This window comes from Syntrophorhabdaceae bacterium (genome assembly GCA_035541755.1).
GTDB lineage: Bacteria > Desulfobacterota > Syntrophorhabdia > Syntrophorhabdales > Syntrophorhabdaceae > PNOF01.
On the sequence record DATKMQ010000103.1, the window covers coordinates 39,134 to 63,968 of the forward strand.

At 51.1% G+C, this 24,835-nt stretch carries 27 protein-coding genes and 1 tRNA gene; 8 read left to right on the forward strand and 20 right to left on the reverse strand.

Annotation, left to right across the window (positions count from 1 at the left end):
• The first annotated feature begins 197 nt into the window (after nucleotides 1–197).
• Nucleotides 198–701, forward strand: coding sequence for a putative metallopeptidase (locus VMT62_10745; protein ID HVN96899.1), 504 nt, complete (start codon nucleotides 198–200; stop codon nucleotides 699–701).
• Nucleotides 702–899: 198 nt separating this feature from the next.
• Nucleotides 900–1,142: a hypothetical protein gene (locus VMT62_10750; GenBank protein ID HVN96900.1), complete on the forward strand. Its 243-nt coding sequence runs from the start codon at nucleotides 900–902 to the stop codon at nucleotides 1,140–1,142.
• Between the two features lie 173 nt (nucleotides 1,143–1,315).
• Here the strand turns inward: VMT62_10750 and VMT62_10755 are convergent, their stop codons facing one another.
• Entirely contained in the window at nucleotides 1,316–2,701 is a 1,386-nt protein-coding gene (locus tag VMT62_10755; GenBank protein HVN96901.1) for an MFS transporter, read from the reverse strand.
• 303 nt (nucleotides 2,702–3,004) lie between these two features.
• Between VMT62_10755 and VMT62_10760 the strand changes: the two genes are divergently transcribed.
• Complete coding sequence (locus tag VMT62_10760) at nucleotides 3,005–4,777, forward strand: phosphoenolpyruvate carboxykinase (GTP) (GenBank protein ID HVN96902.1); 1,773 nt, start codon at nucleotides 3,005–3,007, stop codon at nucleotides 4,775–4,777.
• Between the two features lie 105 nt (nucleotides 4,778–4,882).
• Here the strand turns inward: VMT62_10760 and VMT62_10765 are convergent, their stop codons facing one another.
• The gene (locus VMT62_10765) at nucleotides 4,883–5,437 is read right to left on the reverse strand and encodes an NAD(P)H-dependent oxidoreductase (GenBank protein ID HVN96903.1); all 555 of its coding nucleotides are present in this window, start codon (nucleotides 5,435–5,437) and stop codon (nucleotides 4,883–4,885) included.
• Nucleotides 5,438–5,734: 297 nt separating this feature from the next.
• Here VMT62_10765 and VMT62_10770 point away from each other — a divergent pair, with 297 nt between their 5' ends.
• A complete protein-coding gene (locus tag VMT62_10770) occupies nucleotides 5,735–6,436 on the forward strand; it encodes a hypothetical protein (protein HVN96904.1) in 702 nt (233 codons plus the stop codon).
• Nucleotides 6,437–6,530: 94 nt separating this feature from the next.
• Here the strand turns inward: VMT62_10770 and VMT62_10775 are convergent, their stop codons facing one another.
• The 7 genes from VMT62_10775 to VMT62_10805 all read right to left on the reverse strand — a co-directional run bounded on the left by VMT62_10775 (nucleotide 6,531) and on the right by VMT62_10805 (nucleotide 13,730).
• Complete coding sequence (locus tag VMT62_10775; protein ID HVN96905.1) at nucleotides 6,531–7,343, reverse strand: alpha/beta hydrolase; 813 nt, start codon at nucleotides 7,341–7,343, stop codon at nucleotides 6,531–6,533.
• Between the two features lie 56 nt (nucleotides 7,344–7,399).
• Nucleotides 7,400–9,331 carry a DUF4105 domain-containing protein gene (locus VMT62_10780; GenBank protein HVN96906.1) on the reverse strand — a complete coding sequence of 644 codons (1,932 nt, stop codon included), beginning with the start codon at nucleotides 9,329–9,331 and terminating at the stop codon, nucleotides 7,400–7,402.
• 28 nt (nucleotides 9,332–9,359) lie between these two features.
• Nucleotides 9,360–9,827, reverse strand: a complete 468-nt coding sequence (locus tag VMT62_10785) for a DUF3015 domain-containing protein (protein ID HVN96907.1) — start codon at nucleotides 9,825–9,827, stop codon at nucleotides 9,360–9,362.
• A 336-nt stretch (nucleotides 9,828–10,163) separates the two neighbouring features.
• Nucleotides 10,164–11,288 carry an ABC transporter ATP-binding protein gene (locus tag VMT62_10790; GenBank protein HVN96908.1) on the reverse strand — a complete coding sequence of 375 codons (1,125 nt, stop codon included), beginning with the start codon at nucleotides 11,286–11,288 and terminating at the stop codon, nucleotides 10,164–10,166.
• 1 nt (nucleotide 11,289) lies between these two features.
• Nucleotides 11,290–11,988, reverse strand: a complete 699-nt coding sequence (locus VMT62_10795) for an ABC transporter permease (GenBank protein HVN96909.1) — start codon at nucleotides 11,986–11,988, stop codon at nucleotides 11,290–11,292.
• Nucleotides 11,989–12,840 (reverse strand): substrate-binding domain-containing protein, encoded by an 852-nt coding sequence (locus VMT62_10800; GenBank protein HVN96910.1) that lies wholly within the window; start codon nucleotides 12,838–12,840, stop codon nucleotides 11,989–11,991.
• Between the two features lie 32 nt (nucleotides 12,841–12,872).
• Nucleotides 12,873–13,730 (reverse strand): substrate-binding domain-containing protein, encoded by an 858-nt coding sequence (locus VMT62_10805; protein HVN96911.1) that lies wholly within the window; start codon nucleotides 13,728–13,730, stop codon nucleotides 12,873–12,875.
• A gap of 304 nt (nucleotides 13,731–14,034) precedes the next feature.
• Between VMT62_10805 and VMT62_10810 the strand changes: the two genes are divergently transcribed.
• The 3 genes from VMT62_10810 to purN are packed head-to-tail and all read left to right on the forward strand — an operon-like array spanning nucleotide 14,035 to nucleotide 16,520.
• Nucleotides 14,035–14,952 carry a substrate-binding domain-containing protein gene (locus tag VMT62_10810; protein ID HVN96912.1) on the forward strand — a complete coding sequence of 306 codons (918 nt, stop codon included), beginning with the start codon at nucleotides 14,035–14,037 and terminating at the stop codon, nucleotides 14,950–14,952.
• Nucleotides 14,949–15,890: a 50S ribosomal protein L11 methyltransferase gene (locus VMT62_10815; GenBank protein ID HVN96913.1), complete on the forward strand. Its 942-nt coding sequence runs from the start codon at nucleotides 14,949–14,951 to the stop codon at nucleotides 15,888–15,890. The genes VMT62_10810 and VMT62_10815 overlap by 4 nt, the downstream gene beginning before the upstream one ends.
• Nucleotides 15,891–15,923: 33 nt before the next feature.
• A complete protein-coding gene (purN, locus tag VMT62_10820) occupies nucleotides 15,924–16,520 on the forward strand; it encodes a phosphoribosylglycinamide formyltransferase (protein HVN96914.1) in 597 nt (198 codons plus the stop codon).
• Nucleotides 16,521–16,582: 62 nt separating this feature from the next.
• Here the strand turns inward: purN and ftsY are convergent, their stop codons facing one another.
• From ftsY to tatA, 6 genes are all read right to left on the reverse strand, one after another.
• A complete protein-coding gene (gene ftsY / locus VMT62_10825) occupies nucleotides 16,583–17,488 on the reverse strand; it encodes a signal recognition particle-docking protein FtsY (GenBank protein ID HVN96915.1) in 906 nt (301 codons plus the stop codon).
• A 17-nt stretch (nucleotides 17,489–17,505) separates the two neighbouring features.
• Nucleotides 17,506–18,081 (reverse strand): hypothetical protein, encoded by a 576-nt coding sequence (locus tag VMT62_10830; protein HVN96916.1) that lies wholly within the window; start codon nucleotides 18,079–18,081, stop codon nucleotides 17,506–17,508.
• On the reverse strand, nucleotides 18,051–18,296 hold the full coding sequence (locus VMT62_10835) for a hypothetical protein (protein ID HVN96917.1): 246 nt from the start codon (nucleotides 18,294–18,296) through the stop codon (nucleotides 18,051–18,053). Before VMT62_10835 ends, VMT62_10830 begins: the two co-directional genes overlap by 31 nt.
• 12 nt (nucleotides 18,297–18,308) lie before the next feature.
• Nucleotides 18,309–18,755 (reverse strand): hypothetical protein, encoded by a 447-nt coding sequence (locus VMT62_10840; protein HVN96918.1) that lies wholly within the window; start codon nucleotides 18,753–18,755, stop codon nucleotides 18,309–18,311.
• A 148-nt stretch (nucleotides 18,756–18,903) separates the two neighbouring features.
• Nucleotides 18,904–19,869, reverse strand: a complete 966-nt coding sequence (locus VMT62_10845) for an L-threonylcarbamoyladenylate synthase (GenBank protein HVN96919.1) — start codon at nucleotides 19,867–19,869, stop codon at nucleotides 18,904–18,906.
• Between the two features lie 98 nt (nucleotides 19,870–19,967).
• Nucleotides 19,968–20,168 (reverse strand): twin-arginine translocase TatA/TatE family subunit, encoded by a 201-nt coding sequence (gene tatA, locus VMT62_10850; GenBank protein HVN96920.1) that lies wholly within the window; start codon nucleotides 20,166–20,168, stop codon nucleotides 19,968–19,970.
• 237 nt (nucleotides 20,169–20,405) lie between these two features.
• Here tatA and VMT62_10855 point away from each other — a divergent pair.
• Nucleotides 20,406–20,478 (forward strand) — tRNA-Glu (locus VMT62_10855).
• Between the two features lie 146 nt (nucleotides 20,479–20,624).
• On the opposite strand, the gene rdgB is transcribed toward VMT62_10855, so the two are convergent.
• From rdgB to trxB, 5 genes are all read right to left on the reverse strand, one after another.
• Nucleotides 20,625–21,239, reverse strand: coding sequence for an RdgB/HAM1 family non-canonical purine NTP pyrophosphatase (gene rdgB, locus VMT62_10860; GenBank protein HVN96921.1), 615 nt, complete (start codon nucleotides 21,237–21,239; stop codon nucleotides 20,625–20,627).
• Nucleotides 21,236–21,964 carry a ribonuclease PH gene (gene rph / locus VMT62_10865; GenBank protein HVN96922.1) on the reverse strand — a complete coding sequence of 243 codons (729 nt, stop codon included), beginning with the start codon at nucleotides 21,962–21,964 and terminating at the stop codon, nucleotides 21,236–21,238. The genes rdgB and rph overlap by 4 nt, the downstream gene beginning before the upstream one ends.
• Entirely contained in the window at nucleotides 21,948–22,511 is a 564-nt protein-coding gene (locus tag VMT62_10870; protein ID HVN96923.1) for a hypothetical protein, read from the reverse strand. Before VMT62_10870 ends, rph begins: the two co-directional genes overlap by 17 nt.
• On the reverse strand, nucleotides 22,508–23,503 hold the full coding sequence (locus tag VMT62_10875) for a hypothetical protein (GenBank protein ID HVN96924.1): 996 nt from the start codon (nucleotides 23,501–23,503) through the stop codon (nucleotides 22,508–22,510). The genes VMT62_10870 and VMT62_10875 overlap by 4 nt, the downstream gene beginning before the upstream one ends.
• Nucleotides 23,504–23,600: 97 nt before the next feature.
• Nucleotides 23,601–24,530, reverse strand: coding sequence for a thioredoxin-disulfide reductase (gene trxB, locus VMT62_10880; GenBank protein ID HVN96925.1), 930 nt, complete (start codon nucleotides 24,528–24,530; stop codon nucleotides 23,601–23,603).
• Between the last annotated feature and the right edge of the window lie 305 nt (nucleotides 24,531–24,835).

Below are 24,835 nucleotides of genomic sequence, written 5' to 3' on the forward strand. Positions count from 1 at the left end.
CATGATAATCTACGCCGTCCGTCCGAAGAGATTCCGTCAAGCGCAGAAGTATCGTCAGCCTCGCAGAGCGAGTGCGGGCGATCCCATGTGAGCCGTTGAGAATTAGGCACTAAGAAGGGCGAGCAGACACGGTTCGAACCGGTCGATAGTTATTTAAGTTGATTTTCATCATCTTGCATGCATGAGGAGGCTTTTACATGGGATTACGGTATGAAGAGGTCACGTCGACAGCGCTCAACTTGCTTAAGACAGTGAGGGCAAAGGACTTCCCCGAACTGAAGAATGCCAAGATCAAGGTGCTCTTTGACCTGAAAAAGAGGAAGTCGGGGGGAAGGATCGTTCTTGGCAGGATCATGAAGACAAACGACCTTATACGCCACCTCACAAAGGACGAAGTGGAAGTAATTGAGGGGTTCGACTACATCATCACCCTGGACAAAAAATGCTGGGACAATACTACCGACGAAGACAGGACGAGGATCCTGCGCCATGAGCTAAGGCACACCTTCTTCGACATTGAAGCTGAAAAGGACCCTTACAAGCTCATGACTCATAGCATATCGGACTTCTACGAGGAAGTAGAACTCAACCAGAAGGACCCGCGCTGGCGCGAACGGGTAGCGATTTTAACCGAAGACATCTACGAACAGGAGAAAGAAGCACAGGCGGAGAAACGAAGAAAGAAAAAGGACCGCGAATAACACGGCTTTGTTCTCCCCGGCACGTCTTTTCGTTATAGGCCTACTTGACGCCCACCATTTCGGGGCCCAATATGGCGTCTACCGCTCTATCCTGCAATAATCTCACAATCTGCACCTTTTTCCTTAATCAAAATGAAGCTTACGCGATAAAAAGGGTACAATGTTGCGTATGGGCGTAAGGAGAATTATATTAGTATTATGACAACAGCTGAAAAACAAAAGATTACGATCTGTGCGGACCAGGTATTTCACGGAGGAACCATACGGCAGGAGTATCCAGTCTGTGAATGCGGTAAGATTTATACCGAAAAAGAGCTTTACAATGCTCCGGGGGTATTCTTTAGAAAGATAGATATCTTCGGTAAGACTTATACGCTGATAGAACCCGTCTGTCCGATATGTAAACAGAGGATCCCCGCAAGCTTTAACGTACTCAACTAAGATTCCTCCGGGAAAGAGGTTACTGAATACGCCTCGTTCGGCCTTTGCCTGTCTGTGGGTGACCGACGGCGGCCGTGCCGTAAAGAGCTTTACACTTCACGCACAAGAGGATTACCGGATCATCCCCGACGAAAACTTTAGAAACCCAATCATTGCCGCAGGGTGAGCGGGATTTACGCCTCTTCTCTTCGAATTTTGCCCCGCACAAGCGACGCGAACATGCCCAGAAGACAGAGCGCGGCGAAGATCAGGAACGATATCTTCATGCTCTGAAGAAACTGTGGATGGTTCTCCTCGGTGATCATGCTTTTGCCCATGTGAAGCATGAACGTAAACATGACAACCCCCATGCTCAGGCTCTGCCCCACGAGCCGCATGGTCGCCATAATACCGGAGGCGAGCCCGTAGGATTTCCTTTCTACTGAACTCATGATCGCATTGGTGTTCGGCGCTATGAAGAGGGCGAAGCCGAAGCCGAGCAGCGCCAGGTCAAGAACCACATACGTCAAAGTCGACGTGCTGTGCAGGAAAGCAAAAAATAGAAGCCCCACAAACAGGGATGCCATGCCGGCAGACGCGAGGACCCGCGGCTCTACCCTGTCGGAGATCTTTCCCGCCATGGTAGACAGGGCCGCCTGCACAAACGGCTGGACCACGAGGATGAGCCCGGCATGTTCCGGGCTGAACTTCATAATGTACTGCAGATAGAGGCTCAAGAGAAAGCTCACGGCAAAAGTCGCGCTGTAGTTAATGAGCGCGGCAAGGTTAGAAAAAAGAAATGGCCGGTTGTGTCGGAACAGGTGTAAATCAAGCACAGGATAGCGTGCCTTCGATACCCAGAACACGAATAAGACAAAGCCTGCGACGCCGGGCACAACGAGTATGAGGCCGATCAATCGGGGTAAGAGAGAAAGTCCGTACATGCTGAGCACCAGGGAAAATACGTAGAGCACGGACCCCGTCAGATCGAGCGACTCGCCACGGGCCTCAGCCCACTCCTGTTTGATTTTCCAGAGGGTCGTAGTCAGGATGACAGCTCCGATCACGACATTGGAGAGAAAGATACTCCGCCAGCCAAGATGGGTCGTAAGAAATCCTCCGATAAAAGGACCCGCCGCAAGCCCTATGTAGGTAGTGGTCAGTACGATGCCCAGGGCCTTGCCACGCTCTTGAAGAGGATACACCGCTGTGACCATGGAGATGCCTGTGCCGAAGATCATGGCGCCGCCCACCCCCTGAAGCACCCGGCAGAATATAAGGATAGAGCCGGACGGGGCAAGGGCCCCGAAGATCGAAGCCGCATTGTCGATAATGATGCCCCAGGTAAAGATTTTCTTCCTTCCGTATATATCAGATGCCCTGCCGAAGGGCACGAGAAACGCTGCAGCGGAGAGGATATAGGAGGTCGCAACCCAGCTCAACGCAATGGCGTCCATTGAGAGATCGCGCCCCATGGTGGGGAGCGACACGTTCACCGAGGAACCCATAAAGGGAGTGAGAAATGAGCTGAGCGAGGCAACAAGAAGGGCGTTTCTTTTCAGGCTGTCATTGTTTTCCATGGATACCCGATGTGTTCAGAATATGATCCGTCTACTATATCACACTTTATCCAATCGTTTCATATAATTTCACTCATGATAAAATAACACTTGATTCTTGCTATACTTTAGTCATAAAATCGGATATAGTATTATGTGTACTATTTCACAACCGGATTTTCGGTAGCGTATACGGGATTTCGCGTGATCAGGTTCCCCAGAAATGACAATAAGGTTTAATTCTCCAGGCGTTGAAAGCAAGATTGGATCACGGAGAGTTTTAGCTCCGAAACCAAATAAATAAAGTCCCAAGGAGAGTAAGTCATGGCAAACGCGGTTGAAAAATGGGTAGAAGCACAGGCAGCCCTGACCAAGCCGGATAAGGTATACTGGGTCCAGGGCACAGAAGACGAAATGAGGCGGCTTATCGAAATCGGGATGACCAAGGAAAAGACAGGCCCCCATCAAACCTTTCGGGAATTGAATCCCCAGGCCTTCGCCAATTCGTATCTCCATCGGAGCCATCCAAACGATGTGGCCCGCACAGAACAGCTCACCTTTGTGTGTACGACGTCAAAAGAAGAAGCCGGTCCCAACAATAACTGGATGGAACCGAAAGAGGCCAAGACCATGGTCTCAAAACTCTTTGACGGTTGTATGAAAGGTCGCACGCTCTATGTGATCCCTTACATGATGGGCCATCCTGAATCTCCTTATGCAAAACCCTGTATTCAGATCACAGACTCGATCTACGTAGTCGTGAGCATGTATATCATGACGAGGGCAGGAAAAAAGATACTCGACAGGATAGGCTCGTCGGATAAGTTTGTGAAAGGCCTTCACTCCATCGGCGAGCTCGATCCCAATAAGCGCTACATCATGCACTTCCCCCAGGAAGACCTTGTTATGAGCATTGGTTCCGGCTACGGTGGTAATGCGCTCCTCGGCAAGAAATGCTTTTCGTTGAGAATAGCGTCCTACCAGGGCCGCCAGGAAGGCTGGCTCGCCGAGCACATGATTATTATGGGCGTGGAAGACAAAAAGACCAAGGAAACCATGTATATCCTCGGCGCCTTTCCTTCCGCATGCGGCAAGACTAATCTCGCCATGATCGATCCCATTCTCGAAGGTTATAATGTCACCACGTTGGGAGATGATATCTCCTGGATCAATGTGGGTCCGGATGGCAGGCTCTATGCGATTAACCCGGAAGCCGGGTTCTTCGGCGTGGCGCCTGGAACCGGGGACAAGACAAATCCTCAGATGATAAAGACGCTCAAGGCCGGTAAATATTACCCCACGCTCTTCACCAACACAGGCCTCGACACGGACACCAATTCCCCCTGGTGGGAAGGATTAACCGACGTGGCCCCCGCCCATCTTCTCGACTGGCAGGGTAATCCCTGGGACGCCGCCTCGGGCAAGGTTGTGGCCCATCCCAATTCCCGTTTTACCGTAGCGGCATACAACTGCCCTACCCTTTCAAAAGAGTTCGATAACCCCAAAGGCGTGCCGATTTCGGCCATCCTCTTCGGAGGAAGGCGCTCCGACACGGTCCCCCTGGTCTGTGAAAGTTTCGACTGGAACCATGGAGTTTTTAAAGCGTCGTCCCTGGGCTCCGAGACAACAACTGCTGCAGCCGGCCAGGTAGGTGTGGTGAGGCGTGATCCCATGGCCATGCTTCCTTTTTGCGGGTACAACATGGCAGATTATTTCCGCCACTGGATGACCGTGGGCAGCAAGCTCACAAATCCTCCGAAGATCTTCTTCGTAAACTGGTTCAAGAAAAACGCTCAGGGCAAGTTCGTCTGGCCGGGATTCAGGGACAACTTCCGCGTGATTAAATGGATGATGGACAGGGTCAAGGGAACGGTATCGGCGAAAAAGACACCCATCGGCTACATGCCGGAGATGGCCGATCTCAACCTGAGCGGCCTCGATATCTCAAAGGAAACTCTCGATATGCTCTTCGAGATAAAAGGCGAGCACTGGAAAAAAGAGATCGAAGGGATCGAGACGTTCTACGCCCAGTTTGGCGAGAAAATTCCCAAAGAACTCACCCAGTATCTGGCTGAGCTGAAAAAGAACATATCATAACGGGCATATAAACAGGAGGAGGCGCGCCGAAACAAGGCCACCTTCTCCTGTTTCTCAAGAACAATAGTAAGACCGGCCATCATCTCACGAGGCCAAAAACCCTGCCTATTTCAGCTTTTGCACCCACCTCGCCAACGCAGCTAGAAGCTCTTTGATTTTTTCCCGCGTCGCTTCGTCGGCGAGTCTCCCCTTTTCGTCAAATTTCTTTTCGGCGAAGGGTACCATAATCTCGGGACGGTTCAAAGGAAACGCATTGAGAAAGACCATGGTCTGCCTTAGATGATACTGCGCCCGGGCCGTGCCAAGCATACCGATTGAGGCACCCATGATGGCCACGGGTTTTCCTTCAAATGGACTTGTACCGTAAGGTCTGGATGCGGCATCGATGGCATTTTTCAGAACTCCCGGCACAGAATAGTTGTATTCGGGCGTTACGATGAGCAGTCCATCCGCCGCTTTTACTTTCTCCTTGAACGCCTTTACCGTGGGATGAGGATCGTTCTCAAAGTCCTGATTGAAGGGGGGAATGCCCTCAAGGTCGAATGTGTCGAGTTGTAGTTGCTCCGGGACAAGCTCGCTGGCGGCTCTGAGCAGCATTCTGTTGAATGACCCTTTCCGGAGACTTCCAGCAAAGCCAAGTATTGTGAGTTTATCCGCCATTTCATACCTCCGCTTTTATGTCTCAGGCGTCCCCCAAGGGGACATCCTGGAATGAGAAAACCTTTATGCCGCGTGTAGAAGCATACTAAGACCTCCTCGGGATAATGTCAACGATATCTCTTGCTCGTCATGACACAGTTCCTACAGCGCCATGGCCAGGCAATGGTGAGCTTCGTGGTCTTGTTCAATCCCTCCCATGAAAAGAACTTGACTGTCAGACCATTTAGATATAATAATTTTCAATAATACAATTGACCGTGGGCAGACAAACAAACTGAAACTCGTGAAGGGGGAGTCATGAATTTACCTTTTAGATTCAGTCTGCTGTTGATATCCGCAATCATCATGGTTTTGCAGGGGTGCGCCGCCCCTGAGCAACGCCTTGACAGGCAGATGCTCGGTAATCCTGCATCCATAAAAGTGGCCCGCTTCGAGCCTGTGAAGCTAAGAAAACCGACTTCCGGTTCAAAGGTAGCCGCAGCTACCTCCTACCCACTGGCCGTTCTTACCGGAGGTATCGGGGCAGGTGCAGCGGCCGCAACGACCCTTGCTCTTGAGTCGAACGCCGGAGAGGAACTGTCGGTACGGGTGCAACTGCCTGACTACAGCGAGATCGTCATGGGCAGATTTGTCGAGACGGCACAGTCCGAAATATCCGATTGGCCTAAAATGTATATTGATAATAACGTCTTAAGAACTAATGAGGCCCAAAATGAATGCCTCATCGCATTCCGCGTGGTACGTGCACGGGTCGCCCCTGCCTCGGGTCTCACGATAAGTACCGATGCCGAGATGTTTACACCGGATAAGAAAAGAGTGTGGGCACGCAGGTTCACGTACAGGTCATCGGATTTCAGAAGATGTACGGACCTTGGGATGTTAGAGGCAGATCAGGGCAAGCTCCTGCACGAAGAATGGGAGTACGCTGCTAAACAAACCGTGGCCGATTTCATTGCACATCTTAAGGGCGCCACAGGATACGCGGCAAGGTCAGAGTGATGTCTGCGCATAGCCGCAAGCAAGAGACGTGTAAAAGTTGATCTCCAGAGTACCGGGAGGGATGAAAAAAAATCGTAGGGCACGTGCCGGTCGATCACTTCGATGGAAGGTACTTATTGATAAAGTCCTTCAATCCCGATTCATACACCAAAAGAGACTGATAAAAATCTCCGTTATGCGAGCCCGATAAGGCCAGGAACTCTTTTTTACCCAGGGCTATCTCATAGAGTTCCTGCCCGTGATGAAAGCGGACTATTTCGTCATCGCGGCTGTGGATAACAAGAACAGGGCATCGCACGCTTTTCAAGTATTCCTGAGTATTGTAGGCATTGCCGAGGATAAGTCCCGCCGGGGCCCATGGAAAAAGATCGTGCGCTACGGCGGCAATCCGGGTAAAGGAAGAGTGGACGATGAGCAAGCCAGGCGTGTAAGTTTGAGCAAGCCGAGCCGCAACTGATCCGCCGAGAGATTTTCCATAGATGATTATGTCCTGCGGGTCTATGACCCTCTGCTCCACAAGATAGATCCAGGCCGCTTCAGCATCCCGGTACGTCCCTTGCTCCGTGGGATGGCCCGCACTCAATCCATAACCGCGATAATCAACGGAAAGGGTGCTGAGTCCCAGTCTGTTCCAGACTACCGCGTAGTCGAGGAAATGAGAAATATTTCCGCCGTTGCCGTGGAAGAAGAGCACCACCGCGATCGGTTTTTGCGCAGGCATCCACCACGCTGAAATCCTTACCTTGTCGCTTGTTTCAAAAAAAACTGTTTCGTAGGCAAGGCCAACATCAGCCGGGGTTATCCTGATTTCCTTATCAGGCTGGAATATAAGCTGTGACCGGCAACCAAGGAGGGTCGCAAGCGTTAGCAGAGCCAGGACGCAAAGAAGATAACCTTTACGGTTCATCACACGCCTATTCTCGCGATAACATCTTGCAAATGCATTCCAGAGTTCTTCTTCATTCAGAAAAAAAGATTGAGGCCGCACTTGAATTCGGTCTGATAGAACTCACGGGTCTTGCTTCTCGCAACCTCGAGAGAGATACTCGAATTCGTGCTAAGAACAAGGTTCTGAATAAGCCTTGCCTCAAAAAGGTTGTGTTCGTTTCCCAATCCGTAGTAGATGTCTCTCACATAAAGATGTGTTTTCCAGAAGTCGGTCATATTCCGGATAAGCCCCAGGGAAGCGCCGGCGCCCAGGGCATACTTCTCCTTGAAGGCGCCGCCCACATCCAAATCCGACTCCATCATAAAATAATATAGGCCAAGAAGCCTGTTCTTCCACGTAAATCCTCCCGCCGGATTGAGATGAGCGATCATGTGATCTTTGCCGTCTTCCATGATTCTCTGTATCAAACCGGTATCCACCTTCCATGAAATTGGTTTGAAGAAAAGGTCTCGTGGAGCGAGGGAAACAATATTGATGGCGTCGACGCTCTCCAGTTTCAGCTTATCGTCCTGAGAATAATACCTCAAAGCGGTATCTGCGAATATGATCTGCGCCCCTTCTTTATATCCCTTTCCATTATCCAGGAGGCCGTGGTAGACAGGCCGATAACTTACCTCTTGAAATGGTCTATTCATTTTAGATCCAATCGCAAACCCTATCCGGCTTGAATCATGCCCCTCGTCCGGCCTCGGTGGAACGGGGATTGAGCGTTCTTCGCTTTGAGGCCCTCCTAAGGCGCTCCTGGCCCGTAGCATTTTCATAAATCTTTGGGTATAGGTATCGTTTGATACCTGCTTGCTCGTATGAAGATACTGGAGGTACTCGATAGCAAGGTCGTAGATCTGTATCTTTTGCGCCTGTGAGACCCCCGGTCCGGGTTCGCCGTCAGGCTCGATCTCGCCCATCGCGAGCATACGGACTCTTACCTGGCCCTCCTTCGGCAACAGGGATGCCAGATATTCTATCTTTGATGTCCGGGAGGGTCTGTACTCAGCCCCGAGAAATATACCTTTTTTCTTGATTGCCTTAACCGTATCAAGGGGGATCACCCATACGCCCTGGTTGTCAGTCAGGTTAAGGGACGGACGGGCGGCATCAAGAAGAAAGAGCAGATCGTAGGAACAGTTCTCATCAAAGAAATAATAATCGGAATAGATGTTGTCGAGTTCATAGAGATGCATGAGAAGTCTTTTTGTTTCGTCTTTGGTCAAATCGAGTGGGTACTCCCAGATATCCCTCCTGTCGATATCGCCGTACTCCTGTAATTTGCCGTAGTAGGGGAGAGTAGAGAAGTATCCCCTGTAAAAACCAAAAAGACCCTTAACGGCATAGAGAGGGCCGAATGTCTCTTTGGTAACTGCAGCGTAGTTGACTGCATAGGCGAGGAGTTTGCTTTTCGATGCAGTCTCAACGGCGAGCAGGGTATGACCGAACATGGAGGCGGGGCTGTTTATGTGGGCGTCAGGAAAAACCAGGGTGACCGATTCAGGTTTAATGTCATCGACGAAATTATCGAAAGATTTGATAGGCGTGTTGAAATTTCTGCATTCAGGACGGGGAATTCGTGACTCGTCAAGATGGAGTTTCTCTTTAATCCATTCATAGCGTGCCACGAATGTGCAGACAGCAGGCTTTGTGTCACCGGTTTCAGTATGAAAGATGGCCCTGATCGTGGCATCGAGCTCTGCCGCGGGGTCATACTTGCCGTCCGGTGCAAGGAAGAATTTTGGATCATCGATGAGGCTTCTAAAACCGCCAAGGCCTCTTTTGTAGTGAAGCAGAATGTGCCAGTAGTGATCTTTGGAAAGGCCCATCTCGCGGGCATTATTCAGAACAGACTCAAGGTAGGAGGTCTCCTCTGCGCGAAGACCAGCATTGATATTGACACAAAGAAAGATAAGGCAGGTGAGAAGTGTGGAGATGCAGCACCTGTTCGGGCGCCACATCTCCCTTAGACGGCTCAGGTCAGAAAACTTACGTAGAAGAGATAACAGTCTCTATGTTCCTGATTACCTCCGTGCTGGTCACGGACTGAGATGTGTATATGCGGGAAAAATTCTTCTGGAGTTTGGCGTTGAAGGATGTCCTGTCTTTCTCCGCAATATTCAGAAGCGATGCGAGCGTGTCGAGGTGCTCTCCCTCACCCTTTGCGATATCCCGTGCCAGGCTGTCCATATTGTCTGCCACAAAAACGTTCGCCTTTTCATTCGAGGTCCAGGTTGAGTACTGCGCGCAGTTCGACGTGCCTGAAGTTATACCGAAGGTCTGATTGCCAAAAGTGCCGTTTGTTGTAGCTGCCGAGATCTGGGAAATGAGCCCATCATTCCCTTCAAAGGCCATAGAGCCGAGACCACAGCCATAATTCTTCTGGTCCGCAAGGGCTGCCGTGCTGAAACCGACTATGATGAAAGCGACGAAAGACAGAAACAGAACCTTTTTCATACAAACCTCCCCGTTTGGCTTTATTGAATACTCAATAATGAGATTCTAACGAGTTTGTCATATCAAGTCAAGTAGATTTCCAGAGGCTGCGGGAATGGTTTTCTCTACTTCAGATGCAGTCGTCCCATACCAGAACCGTCAGATTGTAAATGATATCACTATCCTTTCCGGGACCAATTGAAACGAGTGGGGTCTAAATTGTTCTATCTTGTTTAGCGTATATCGGGCAATCGCAAACAGAAAATTACGCCGTCGCACTCAGTGCACTATATTACCGATCGTTCGAATCGTTCTATCAAGACATGGCCCCGGCATGGCACCCTCTTATAGATAATTTTACCCTTTTGCCTTGAGCACGTGGACCGCTGTGGCCTTGAAGGACGCGGCAATTTTCTTATCAGCGGAGAGAGACATATGTTCCAGCGAATGTTTGGTCACATAGGCCACAAGGGGAAACCCGCAGTCCATTTCGAGCCGGTAATGAAGACCAAGCGGGGTAATCCTTTTGATCACGCCCGGAAAATGATTTCGCGCGCTTGTTTGCGCATCCGAAGAGCCGTCCAAAAGCGTGACATTCTCGGGCCTGATACAGAGGATCACCTGTTCGCCGGGTTTGTTGTCACCGATCGCCTCAATCTGTTCGCTGCCCACGGACACGACAATCTCCCCTTCCTGCGCATGGGCCACTCTTCCCCTAAGGATCGTCTCCACACCGACAAAAGATGCAATGAATTCATTTAACGGATGATTCATTACCTCTTCCGGATAGCCAATCTGTAGGGTCTTTCCGTTGTTCATAACGGCAATCCTGTCTGAAAGCCTGAGCGCCTCCATGCGGTCGTGGGTCGCAAAAATCGTTGTCGTCCGTGACTCGCCGAGGATCGCTTCGAAATCGCTTATCAAAGATTCGCGCGTGGGCGGGTCCAGGGCTGAGAAGGGTTCGTCGAGAAAGAGGATATCCGGGGCGATGGCAAAGGCGCGGGCCAGGCTTACCCTCTGCGCTTCCCCGCCTGAAAGCGTTCGCGCCGAACGGTCTCTTAGATGTGCGATGCCAAACCGTTCGAGATTCTCATCCACGATCCGCTTCGTCATCGATTTCTTTGTTTTACGGAAGTTGAGGCCCGAGGCTACATTGGCAAAAACCGTGGTATCGAAAAGGAGCGGCTCTTGAAAAACCATGGCGATCCTTCTCCGATAGGCATCAACAGACATCCCCCCGCCGACCTTTTCGCCTCGGAAAAAGATCTGCCCTTCAAGCGATTTAGTAAGTAAACAGAGGGCCACGAGCAGTGTGGTTTTGCCCGCCCCGTTGGGACCGACAAGAGAGAGAACTTCACCTTCGGCAATCAAGATGAGATCGATCTCGAGGATTGAAAAACCGCTTCTCGCAACCCGTAAACCTCTTCCTTCAAGAACGGGAACCACTGTGTCTGCAGGATGAATCGATTCTTTGCCGGACATGTTATCGAGGTCTTTCTTTCTGTTGGATGTGGGTGAGGATAAAGTTAATGGCGTAAGCAAGAGCGAGCAGAATAATGCTCAACGCGATGGCGACCTCAAAATTGCCCCTGCCTGTTTCCATGACCGTGGCCGTGGTGAGCACCCGTGAATACCCCTTGATATTGCCGCCCACCATAATTGAGGCCCCAATCTCGGAGATGACCCCGCCAAAACCGGCCATGACTGCAGCGAGGAGCGGTAGTCTCGCCTCATTGATCAGGGTCCAAACCATCTGCACCCTTGTGGCGCCGAGTGCGAGAATCTGAAGCCTCAATTTCTTTGGAAGCTGTTGCACGGCGGCAACGGTAATCCCCATGACGATCGGTGTTGCAATGATGGCCTGGGCGATGACCATGGCGAGCGGTGTGTAGAGAATGCCCAGGAAACCGAGCGGGCCGTTTCTCCAGAGGAGTATGGAAACAAAAAGACCGACGACCACGGGCGGAAGGCCCATGCCCGTGTTGATGAGACTAACAACGAGCTTCTTTCCCGGAAAGCTGGAAAGGGCAACCACCGTCCCCACGGAAATGCCTATGACGAGGCTCACGAGCGTGGCCGCGCCCGACACCTTGAGCGAGAGAAACGTAATGCCCATGACCTCAGGGTCCAGGGTAAAGAGCAAGACAAACGCTTTTCTTATGCCTTCAAAGATAAGTTCCATTTACTTCCCGAGATCTTCGTCTTTCTTGCCTGCGTCGGGAAAGAAAAGGGGCGCCCCGAATTTTTCCACGCCGAATGTCTTGATAAGGCCCTGGGTTTGCTGCGACACCATGAAATCGGAAAAGGCCTTTGCGCCTTCCACGTTCACTTTAAGCCACTTCGAGGGGTTCACTTCGATCACGTGGTAGATGTTAAGCAGCACGGCATCCCCCTCGACGAGTATTTCAAGACCCAGGTTCTTCTTGAGAGACAGGTACGTGCCCCGATCGGTGAGCGTATACGCCTTCTTCTCGGACGCCACGTTCAGGGTCTGGCCCATACCAAGACCGGTCTCCTGATACCATTTCTCGCCTTGATATTTGGTACCCGCCGCTTTCCAAATTGATTTTTCCTTGGCATCGGTACCCGAGTTATCGCCTCGTGACATAAAAAGGCTCTGCGAGGCGGCAATTTTCCGGAATGCATCTACCGTGGGTTTCGTCCCCCTGGTTTTGGCTGGGTCGGTAGCGGGTCCCACAAGCACAAAATCGTTATGCATGATGAGTCTCCGATTTACCCCGTAACCCTCGGCCACAAATTTCTGCTCCGCTTCAGGAGAATGGACAAGGAGTACATCGGCCTCACCCTTCTGGCCCATGGCCATGGCCTGGCCCGAACCAACCGCGATGGTCTTCACAAAATACCCCATCTTTTTTTCGAAAGCCGGAATGAGCACATCGAGCAGGCCTGTATCCTGTGTGCTTGTCGTGGTTGCAAGAATGATGTTCTTCTCGATGGGGGCACAAAGGCCAGGGATTGCAAAAAACCCCACAAGCGCCAAAACAAATGCCAGCATATAATTGATGCGTTTCATGGTAATTCTCCTTCAAGTGACGTTTTGTTCAGCTATCTGCCTCGCCCCTCTCTGTCTCTCCATTGTTTCGAATTGGGGAAAAAAAGGGGGCTTCCGAATTCCGCCTTACCAAAATCGCGAACGATAGCCTGGCCCTTGGCCGCATCCGTGAGCCAGGTAATGAAGGCCATGGCCGCTAAATAGTTTGCACCTGGAATCTTCTTCGGGTTTACCGGAATGAGGCTGATATAATTGAGTAAGGCTTCGTCTTTTTCCACCAGAACCACGAGCTTGATTTGTTTCTGCAATGTGAGCAAAGTGGCCCGGTCCATGACCGTATATGCCCCCTGCTTGTCGGCCTCGAGCAACGTGGGTGCATTCCCTTCGGCGCCTCTCTCGTAAATCCTATACCAGGGGCCCGCCGGTTTGATGCCGGCCTCCTCCCAAAGAGACATCTCAGCAACGTGCGTGCCCGATTGGTCGCCACGACTGATAAATAGGACCCTTTTTTCAGCAATTCGCCTTAATGCCTCGTCTGCCCTTTTCACGCCTCTGATTCCGGCAGGGTCATTAGAAGGACCCAAAATGACAAAGTCATTGTACATGAAATCGATCCTTTCCGTTCCGTATCCCTCTTTCATGAATTTCTCTTCCAAGCTTTTGGCGTGCACCAGGACAAGATCGATATTCCCTTTTCGGGCAATATCAAGTGCGGCGCCGGTCCCGGCGCCAACGTGGCGCACCCGTATGCCCGATTCTGCTTCAAATCTGCTTTCGAGAACGTCGACAATGCCCGAATCGATGGGGCCGATCGTACTCGCCATGAGAATAAACTTGTTCTCTTGTGCCCCGCAAAACTGAGGCAAACCGACGGCCAAGCAAAGGACAGTGAAAACGAACCATTTCTTCATAGTTTCATCCCCATATGGCATGCTTAATATGCGATATAAAATAATCCCACCAGGACCGTAAGTCAATATAAATAGACAACTTATAATTACTATCGATAACCAATAATAACCAATTGATACAACCATATGAAGCGTCGCTGGCTGCTCAAACAACGGGCAAATCCAAAAGGAGGATCTCAAACAATCCCGATCCCCGCTCGTCCTGCCCGATAGGAACGGAAGGCGCAGGAAAAAACGCTCTTTCTTGGCCGTCCACCGTCTCGCAGGCGCGGATCCCTTATAATTATGAGCTAAAAAGGGGCCCGTGGGTGCAGTTGCCAATAGAGCTTTTTTTCGATATAATCACTATGTGGAAATTCTTTCTGCCAAAGAACTCTCAAAATACCTGAAGATCAATGAGAAAAAAATTTACAAGCTCGCCCAGGAAGGAACACTGCCTCATGTAAAAATCGGAGGCAAGATAGCCTTCGCCAAGGAACTTATAGACAAGTGGATATTGGAAAATACCGAGCGTGAAAAGCATGTGCTCATCGCCGGCAGCGACGATCCCCTGTTAAGACAGGTCATCGATCTTTTCAATGGGAGAAACGAAGGTGTGATCTACTACGCCCCCGTGGGGAGCATAAATGGCTTGAGACTCCTCGAGGCAAAGGCCGCCAACATGTCCTGCGTGCATATGCTTGATTTGGAAAAGAAATCATACACCCTGTCTTATATAGCCCGGTACCTCTCAAAAGACGATTATCGGGCTCTCCAGTTGTTCTACCGGACCCAGGGGCTCATGTTGAGGAAGGATAACCCCAAAGGCATTCGTTCCATTAAGGACCTATCCAACAAAGGTGTCGTCTTTATGAACAGAAATCAGGGATCCGGAACGCGTCTGCTGTTTGATTTCCTCCTTCGGGAACAAAGTGTTGCCCAATCGGCGGTGAGCGGTTACGGCAACGAAGCGGCATCTCATATGGAGGCCGGCATCGCGGTGCTCAAAGGAGAGGCCGACGCGGCTCTCGGCATAGAGCACACAGCGCATATTCTCGATCTTGATTTCATCCCGCTTTTTGAGGAACGGTTCGATCTTGTCATCCCTATCGATTATTTCCATACTGCCCAGGTCAAAACCTTCCTCTCCTTGTTTGAGCACCCTTCGCTTCTCCATCATATACGGGACTTCACGGGTTACGATCTCAAGAACACGGGAAGCATCCTGGAAGCAGATGCATGACGGGGCAGAAAAGGGATCCTATGGCCTTTTCTTCAAAAAAGGACCCCCCCGTGACACCTCAAAAGAAATTGCGAACTCGTGTTGATATTAAAGTCTTAAAAGGGGCCGAAGAACTCCTTCCGGAGGCTTTCTATGAATCCCTTTGCGCGTCGGGCATATGGGTGGAGGACATGGGCCGCTACTCGGTCGTCAAATGCTATCCCGAAAACGTCAAAACCTTTCTCAAAATGATCAAAGCTTTGCACGTACCGGCCGAGGATATCCTGGTCACAGATGAGCCCGAGCGCGATTACGCGGAGCTGTCAAAGAAATATTTTCGTCCAATCAGAGTTGAAGGACTCACAATATTAACGCCCTGGAACAAGACAAGACGCGATGGCCCTCGTATTCTCATCGAGCCGGGTATGGCGTTCGGCACGGGCAGGCATGAATCGACCCGATTGATGATCAAACTGATGAGCGGCATGAACATGGAGGGCAAGAGCGTGCTTGATCTGGGATGCGGGTCAGCAATCCTCTCATTGTATGCTGCGCTCCTTGAGGCAGGCCACGTCCTTGCTGTGGATGTCGATGAAGATGCCGTGGCCTCGGCCCGTAAGAACATCGCCTTGAACCGCGCCGCCGTCGATATTACCTGCTGCGATCTGCAACAGGTGACCGGGGGCTACGATATTGTTCTCGCCAACATCGACATCGCCACGTTCAGGGGCATGTCAGCCCATATCATCGACCTTTTGAACAAAGGCGGGTATCTTCTCGTTTCGGGCGTGCTCAGGCGCAACAAAGAGGAATTGCTGTCCCTTTTCGCCCCCCTTTCCTGCCTTAACGCGGAGCTAAAGAACAGCTGGTGCGGGTTTGTTTTTCAGAAAGATGCCCACGGCGCTACGACGCGGAGAAATTTACATACAAGCTCAACAGATTCATACCCTGGCAGTTGAGCTCGGCACATTCTTTATTACACAGGTGAAACTATGAAGATAGGATTCCTGGCATCGCACGGCGGAAGCAATATGCAGGCTATCATCGACGCCTGCAAATCGGGAAAACTTGAGGCCATACCGGCAGTCGTTGTGAGCAATAATAGCGATTCAGGCGCTATCGCCAGGGCAAGAACCGAGGGCGTGCCTCACTATTATCTGAGCGGAAAGACCCATCCCGACCCCGTAGAACTCGATCAGGCCATTCTCGATGCCCTTTTGCGCCACGGCGTGGATATCGTGATCCTGGCCGGGTACATGAAGAAACTCGGTCCCAAAACGCTCGCTCACTTCCGGGGACGGATTCTCAACGTCCATCCTGCGCTTCTTCCCAAGTTCGGCGGCGCCGGTATGTATGGTATTCACGTGCACGAGGCGGTGATCGCCGCCGGGGAAAAGGAGAGCGGAGTCACCATCCATCTCGTTGACGAGCAATACGATACAGGCCCGATCCTTGCGCAAAGACGAGTGCCTGTGATGCCGGACGACACGCCCGAAACGCTCGCAGCGCGCGTTCTGACTGAGGAACATATCTTGTATTCAGAAACATTACAACGAATCGCGACGGGCGAGCTCAGCCTTCCTACCTGAAGGCTCTTTACCGGGGTTCTCCCGCGTCAGAACGTGATCACTGTCGATGAGATGAGTAAGCCCTAAAGGATAGCCTCGGCAAAATCTCTGGCGCTGAATGGTATCAGGTCATCGACCTTTTCGCCCACCCCCACATACCTCACCGGAATCTTGAGCGTGTGAGCGATAGGCAAAATGAATCCTCCCTTTGCGGTGCCGTCAAGCTTCGTAATGATCATGCCTGTCACGTTCAGGGCCTCGTGAAATGTCCTGGTTTGTGCAATGGTATTCTGCCCATTTGTTGCATCCACAATGAGGAGCGTTTCGTGGGGGGCTCCGTCAAGCTCTTTGCTCACTACCCTCTTGATCTTCTTCATTTCCTCCATAAGGTTCGCTTTGGTGTGGAGTCTCCCGGCGGTGTCAAGTATGAGAATGTCTATGTTGCGCGCCTTTGCGGCTTTTACCGCGTCGAATGCCACGGCAGCGGGGTCCGACCCCTGCGCGTGTTTTACCACGGCGATATTGAGCCTTTCTGCCCACACCTCGAGCTGCTCGATGGCTGCGGCCCTGAAGGTGTCGCAGGCCCCGAAGAGGATCGTCTTGGCTGTATGCTGGTAGATGCTCGCCATTTTCGCTATGGTCGTGGTTTTACCGACGCCGTTTACGCCGAGGGCGAGTATCACAAAAGGGTGCGTGCCGTCTACGACAATCGGCGATTCAACAGGCTTGAGTATCTTTTCGATTTCCATTTTCATGGAACGTTTGACATCATCGGCCGTTTTGATCTGACCACGCTTCCACTGATCTTTGAGGGATGTAATGATGAGTTCCGCCGTCTCGAAACCGGCATCGGACAAAAGGAGCGCTTCTTCGATTTCCTCGAAGGCCTCTTCGCCCATGGGTTTACCCGTAACAGCCCATTCTACGCGGGTTATGAGCTGGTCTCTCGTCTTGGCGAGACCCTGTTTTACCTTTTCAAATAAACCCATGCACCGTCTCGTCTGTGCTAATGGAAGACCCCGCCGTTGTCCCTTCCCAGACGGTCATAGAATCCGGTACCCGTGGACAGATATTGCTCCACCTCGGTCTCATACCACCATATCTCATCGTCGATGATCTTCTCGAGGCGCGCCTCATCAACGGCACCGGTGGCTACCATTTTCTTTAGGTCTTTAATAGAAGGGAGCGGGTATGAATACTCGTAACGGCTGATGTAATCTTTCAGCGCGACGAGCCCCTGGGCCTTGTCTCGCTTCATAAGTATAATCGCCCTGTACCCGAACGCCCTGATATTGTAAAGTGTGCTGGTTTTACTTTGAGCCGCCTCTTGTATCAGCTTTTCCGCACTTTCCAAATTACCCATTCTATATTCTGTAATGGCCAGGAAGGCTAGCGAAGCTTGATCCCTTTGGTTATTCACCGCGTCCTGGAAAGCACCCTCAGCCTTGGCATATTCCTGTTCGTTCAGGAATTCCTTTCCGTCACGAATGTCACTGGAATACTTCGTATAGGTTGTGGAACAGGACCACAGGGTAAAACCGAAGAGAATTGCTACGATTCCGATGTGTATGGTTTTCCGCATATCTTACATACCCCCTTCTCGACTACGCCGATGCAGGCCCCATCGACACACAGGAGCCTTTCGGTAAAATCGACGGTATCGGCCTCCTGTTTGTCTGCTGAGGGAACAATCTCCCTGCCGCAAGAATAACAAAAAGGGCCGAGCTTCACAATTACGTTGCCGCACTGATCGCAGGTAATACTTTCAATCGCACTTCCGCATTTTTCACAAAGCATAGTCCACCTTTGCTATTCCTTTACCTTAAGAACTTTAATCACTTTGCCATTTTCAAACTCTACATAGACGGTATCCCTATTGTCAGGCATCAGTTTCCACGAGGGCGTATACGTCCAGAGGATATGGTTCTCAGGCGTGATACTCACCATGGTAGGTTCGCCCAGTTTTGCGCGAATTTCTGTTTCGTTCATGGATATAAGCGCATTCTCAAGGACCGGTGTTGACTTCGGCTTCTCCGTTGACTTCGGCTTCTCCGTTGGCTTCGGCTTCTCCGTTGACTTCGGCGTGTCGGTTCCCTTCATCTTTTTCAGGTAGGTACATGAACCCAGGAGAAAGAGGCAGAGGAATATGATGCAAGTTTTAAGAACAAAAGAGGTTCCAGGTTTTTTCCACATTTTCTGTGGAAAACCTGTGTATAAATAGTAAAAACCGGTTTTTATCCTCTTGATTTTATTCATTATCATCCTCTTTTGCGCGTTTTGACTTAATTAGAATACCTAAATAATATCAACTAGTTATATTTTATGAGATCCTTATGCACGCCCATATTTTCATGAAAATTACCATATCATGTATTGTCCAAATTATCAATGGGTCGTGATGAGCCTATCGGATACCCCTTTTCGAGGCCTTGTTGAGCCGTTCCATGATAGCCCTCCCGATGCCCGTCGGGGGCACTTTTTCCGCATAGATGATGTCCACATCTTCGCGGTCAAGATCGATGAGACTCGAAAAGAAATTTGCCGCCGCCTCGTTCAAGTCTCCCGTGGCCGAAAGCACCTTCATATAGCGCGCCCGCGTCTGGCTCTCTGGCGTGCGAAAGGAGAGAAACGAAGAGTTGTCTATTTTGACGTCCTCGGGACCGGCCACGATCTTCAGGGGTTTCATTGGCGCATAATGGTAAGGAAGCTCCCCCGGGGACCGGCAGACCGAACCATCATCAATGCTCTCCACTATTTCAACGTGTTCCCTCAAGTCTTCCTCGCTCACGGCCCCGTGTCTATGAATGTAGACCCCGCGGGTCTGAAATGAAATGATCGTCGATTCTATGCCGAAAACGCTGTCACCTCCGTCCAGAATCAACGGGATTTTCCCCTTGAGCATGCGGGCAACATGGGCAGCCTTCGTGGGACTCATGTAGCCGAACGGGTTGGCGCTCGGCGCAGCGATGGGCCTGTTAAGCGTATCGATGAGGTTAAGAGCCGCGCCGTGGGCCGGCATCCTCATGCCTACCGTTGACAGCCCGGCCGTAACGATGTCCGGTATCAGTGATTGTTTTTCAAGAAGCAGGGTGAGAGGACCCGGCCAAAACACCTCTATCAGCTTTCGGGCATCCGACGAAACATGTTTAGCATAGCGGAAAATCCAATCTTTTTGGCTTATATGAACGATCAAGGGATCAAAGCGAGGCCTGTTTTTGACCTGAAATATCTTTGCCACAGCATAGGGGTTCTGCGCATCGGCGCCGAGACCATAGACGGTCTCCGTGGGAAAGGCGACCACATCTCCCTGGTCGAGCAGACGCACGGCCTTCTGTATAGAAGAGCTCTCGAAACCGTTTACGATTTCCATGGCAGCATTGTACGAATATTTCTAAAGATTATCAAGGTACTGTGAGGGGGATGCTTGAGGCACACATCAAGCGCCGTGCCTCATCTGACACGGAGCCGCTACTTTGGTTCCTCCTTGCTCTTCTCTTTTTCATCCTTTGGCGGGGTAACGTCAATCTCCGGAGGTTCATTCATGGACTTCTTGAAATTCCTGATACCTTTCCCTATAGCGCCCCCTATGTCGGAAATCCGTCCCGCTCCAAAGACAAGGATAACAATGATTAATATGACTATCAGTTCCGGCATTCCTAAGCCAAACATTCGTCCTCCTTCCAAAACAGGTGTCAATCTGCGCTATCTTTCTCAAACGGGATTTACGCCACGTGTCTTCATTATAATAGCAATCGGAACAAATGTATAGGGGTATCTCCCCGTGCAGTGAAGCCGGCGCCCAACGCTCAAGCGCCCGCGGGGTACTTGGGCTCACCGCCTCCTGTGCCTTTCGGTTTACATTTTTGTGGAAAATTGGGCGCTTTTCTGCTACTATTCTTCACACTCGGTCCCATCGTCTAGCGGCCTAGGACGCTGGCCTCTCACGCCGGAAACACGAGTTCGATTCTCGTTGGGACCATTTCTTCCATTCACCCGGGATGTTATGAATGTGGACCACGCTTGCTACGAGCCTTGAGTTCTGCCCGCCTTCGCGCCGTTCTCTCGCGTTTCGTACAAGATGGCATGTGGTCTTCGACAGAAGATCGGAAAGACCACGGACAGCGTCTAGATGCTAAAACCTCTGGATCCCCGGAAAAAATCCGTGTTCAGAAAATTCCTGAGGGCCAAAAGGGCTTTTCCCCTGTGACTTAAAGCGTTCTTCTCCTCCAGGGAAAGCTCCGCAAGATATTTATTGCGTTCGGGCAGATAGAAAACCGGATCGAATCCAAACCCTCCTGTCCCATGCCTTTCAAACCCGATGTACCCCTTAAGGTCTCCGTAAAAAACATAACATCTCTCCCGCTCCGGCATGTAAAAGACCACGTAGGACTTGAAGACTGCCTTTCTTCTCTCAAAGGGAGTTGCCTTGAGCTCGCTGAGCAACCTCGTCTGTCTCTCATCATCGTTTTTTCCGTATCGGGAAGAATAGACCCCCGGCCTGTTTTGGAGGGCTTCGACCTCAAGGCCGGAATCATCCGCGAGCGTTGCCATACCAAACCTGTCGCCCACTTTCCTCGCCTTCTTCAGCGCGTTTGCCACATATACCGGGCTGTCTTCATCAACAAAGACTTTCTCAGGAAAGTCATTGAGTGAGTAGAGCGTCTCAAATATATCCCCAAGTAACGATTTTATTTCCTGGAATTTGCCCCTGTTTTCTGTGGCTATGATGACCTCTTTCATAAGGGAAAGAGCGGCCCGAGGGCAATCTTCTGGAGCCTTGTTATTTCACTCGCGCCTTTAGCCGCATACTGGTACATCAGGTCAAAATGCTCCTTTGTAAAGGGCTTTTTTTCCGCTGTTCCCTGCACTTCAATGAGGAGGCCTTTGCCGGTCATGACAAAGTTCATATCCACTTCTGCACGGGAATCTTCTTCGTAGGAGAGATCGAGAATGGCTTCGCCGTCCACCAGCCCCACACTGATTGCCGCCACGCTGTCACGCAATGGTATCTTCTGGATGAGCCCCTTCTTCTTCATGCTCCAGAGCGCCTCAACCAGGGCCACGTATCCGCCGGTAATACTCGCGGTTCTGGTTCCACCATCAGCTTGAATGACATCGCAGTCAATCCATATGGTTCTCTCGCCTATGATGTCGAGGTTGACAACGCCCCTGAGCGCCCGGCCGATGAGCCTCTGGATCTCATGGGTTCTTCCACCGATCTTGCCGGAAACCGACTCGCGCATGGACCTTGTATGAGTGGACCGGGGAAGCATCGAGTATTCCGCGGTAAGCCATCCCTTACCACTGTTCTTCAAGAAAACCGGAACCTTTTCTTCCACGCTGACCTGACAAATCACCTTGGTTTCACCCATTTCCACGAGCACCGATCCCTCGGGATATTTCAAGAAATTTTTCTCAATTTTGAGCTGTCGAATGGAATCATTCGCCCTACCGTTCGCTCTCATTCTTCACACCTCTTTTCAGATATTTCTGGATGCCCTGGTCAAGCTTATTAAGCACCTCGCCAATTTTATCCCTGGGACAATCAATCCTCAGAAAGACGCCAGGCATATCAACCCCCAGCAAAACGAAGACAGGAATCCTCTTCACTTTTTTTCCGAAGGGTGTAGCCACGTCCTGGGCGAGTTCCTCAGATTCGACCCCGTGAGCAGCAGGAACTTCGTCAATCTCAAGAATAGCGCCCCTTCCTTTCTTTGCGTTCGATATGGCGACAAATATATTTTCTGTGTCAGACGGAGCGAGCTCGATGGCCATGAGCAGGGCCGCCTTTTCTCTGTTCATTCTGTTTGCGTTCGCCACCTGTTTTTCTATGCTGTCCGCTCCTTCATAGATGCTCACACCGTAACCTTTGCCGGTGAAATACTTCTTCACCATGTTCCATAGGGCAGGATCACGCTCCCCAACCTGACAGAATATGATGCTGTCCCGAGCGTACAGGTAAGAAAAGGGCATGAGCAGAAAGACGCACAAAAACAATGAGGAGGCTTTCATTCCTCACCATCTGACGCTTCCAAGCCGATTTCTCTTCGCATATTCTCGCTCATGCAAATAACATTCTCCGTATTGCAGTTGGCACGACTAAACACAAAAACGCCCTCCCGCAATGTGCCCTGCTTGATGGCACCCTTGCCGTGCTCGTCAAAGGAAATAGCCACATCTTTCAGAACGTCCGTTTCCCTGCTGATTACGACATATTCAGCGTTGAGTATCGCATGCCTGTTCCCGTTGAAGCTTATGGAGAGCCCTCCGTTCTCCATGACAAGGGTCAGGGCGTCCACATCGGTTGCGCTATCACCCACGTAGACCACATCCCGGAGCGATTGGCCGGCGCGTTTCGTAATATTGATAATCGTATCAGCTTTGCTCTTCCCGGCGAGAAGGCTCACGCTCTTGATCCATTGATTGGCAGGCAGGGTAGGGAATCGTTCAAGCAAAAACGCCTTGAGAGAGTCTATTGAGAACTGAGCGTGAGGGGGAATAAGGCCCTCCGGGCTCCATGAAATCATGGGTAGCTGCAAGAAGGCGTTACGAAGTCCTGTAAACATCTTTTGTTCCCTCTCACCCATTTCATAACTATCGAAGGCCACCTGCGTGCCATAAACGTTGGCGGGGTCTAGCCCAATCTGTCTTCCTACTTCGTCCACATGGTGCACGTAACTCGTGCCGATGAGATATACGTCCATAGTTTCTCGGATTGAGCCCAGGGTATCCTGAACCGTTTTCATCACGTTTACGCGTTTACCCGAGAATTCCCGCACACCCTTGTCGGTCACGCCCGCCGCTTTAAGAAAAGGAAGCATGTATTTCAACGAGCTACCGGGCTCATGGCCTCTTGCCTTCTCAATATCACTGAGATACTCATCAAACTTGGCAAGCAGCGCAAAAAGCCTTTCACCTTCCGGAACAAATTCCTGCGCAACCTCGTGACCGTTGTTGTTCGTCGAAACAGGACCTTCGCAATCAGTGATGTAGAGCTTTTTCATTACCCTGTGACCTCTCACGCAACGTATTGTTTTCCGAAATTGGTGCTCCTTTCAAATGATGAACGGGGTCCAGCCTGAGAAGACCGGTTCACCTATTTCACAGTTTCTTCTCGAGAATGTATTTTTCGAGGTTTACCGCCGCAAGAGCGCCGTCTCCCACGGCGGTGGTAATTTGTCTGAGTGTCTTCTTTCTCACGTCTCCTGCGGCGAAAAGCCCTTCCGTCCTGGTGGAAAGCTCTTGATCGGTCACGATGAATCCGGCCTTATCTTGCTCTGTTAATTCTCTGAGGAAGGCGGTATCGGGAGCCGCACCGACGTAAATGAAGACGCCGCTCACTTCGAGTCGCGAGCGCTCACCGGTCTTTGTATCTTCGATGAGAGCATACTCTACCTGGTCCTTGCCTGCTATTTCAACGGGCTTCTTGTTCCAAAGAAATTCAATCCTATCGTTCTTGAAAGCCCTGTCGCAGAGTATCTTTTGCGCCCTCAATGTATCTCTTCTGTGGACAATGTAGACTTTCTTTGCGATATTTGCGAGCAGCAAGCCTTCCTCAACCGCCGCATCACCCCCGCCGATCACCGCTACATTGAGGTCCTTGAAGAACATTCCGTCGCACGTCGCACAATACGATATGCCCCTTCCCACAAGCTCCTTCTCCCCGGGAATATTCAGCTTCAGCGATTCGGTCCCGTTCGCAACGATAATGCCCATGGACTCAAAAAGGCCGCTCGAGGTCTTCATAACGAATCCCTTTTCCTCTCGACTCAAGGACTCCACCTGTGCGAACTCGCGCACGGGAAGACCGAACGTCTTTGCATGCTCTGCAAACCTGTCCATCAACTCCTTGCCCGAAATCCCATGCGCAAATCCGGGATAGTTCTCTATCCGTCCGGTGTTAAGCGGGGTCCCGCCGGGAAGCACTTTCTCGACAAGCAGCGTATCAATGCCGGCCCTCATGAGATAAATTCCGGCCGTGAGCCCCGCAGGCCCGCCACCGATAATGATCGCTTCGTGATATTCAGACACCGTAGCCTCCCACATGATTGAGTCTTGCGGCACACGACATAACATCATAGTTTAAATGGAAAGGCCGCGAAATACAAGTACTGGGGCTTGCGTCGCCCCCTCCAACGGCAAAGCCGTATGGAGCCTCCCCTTCTGTCTCGGTTACCCGAGACGCAGGCTTACGCCTGATATCTAATACTGGGGCTCACGTCGCCCCCTCCACCAGCAGAAGCTGTCGGAGCCTTCCCCATCTCGCTCAAGAATGAGCTAGGAGATCCTTAATAAGGGGCTCGTCATCGGCCCTTTAACCAGCCGAAGCACGCACC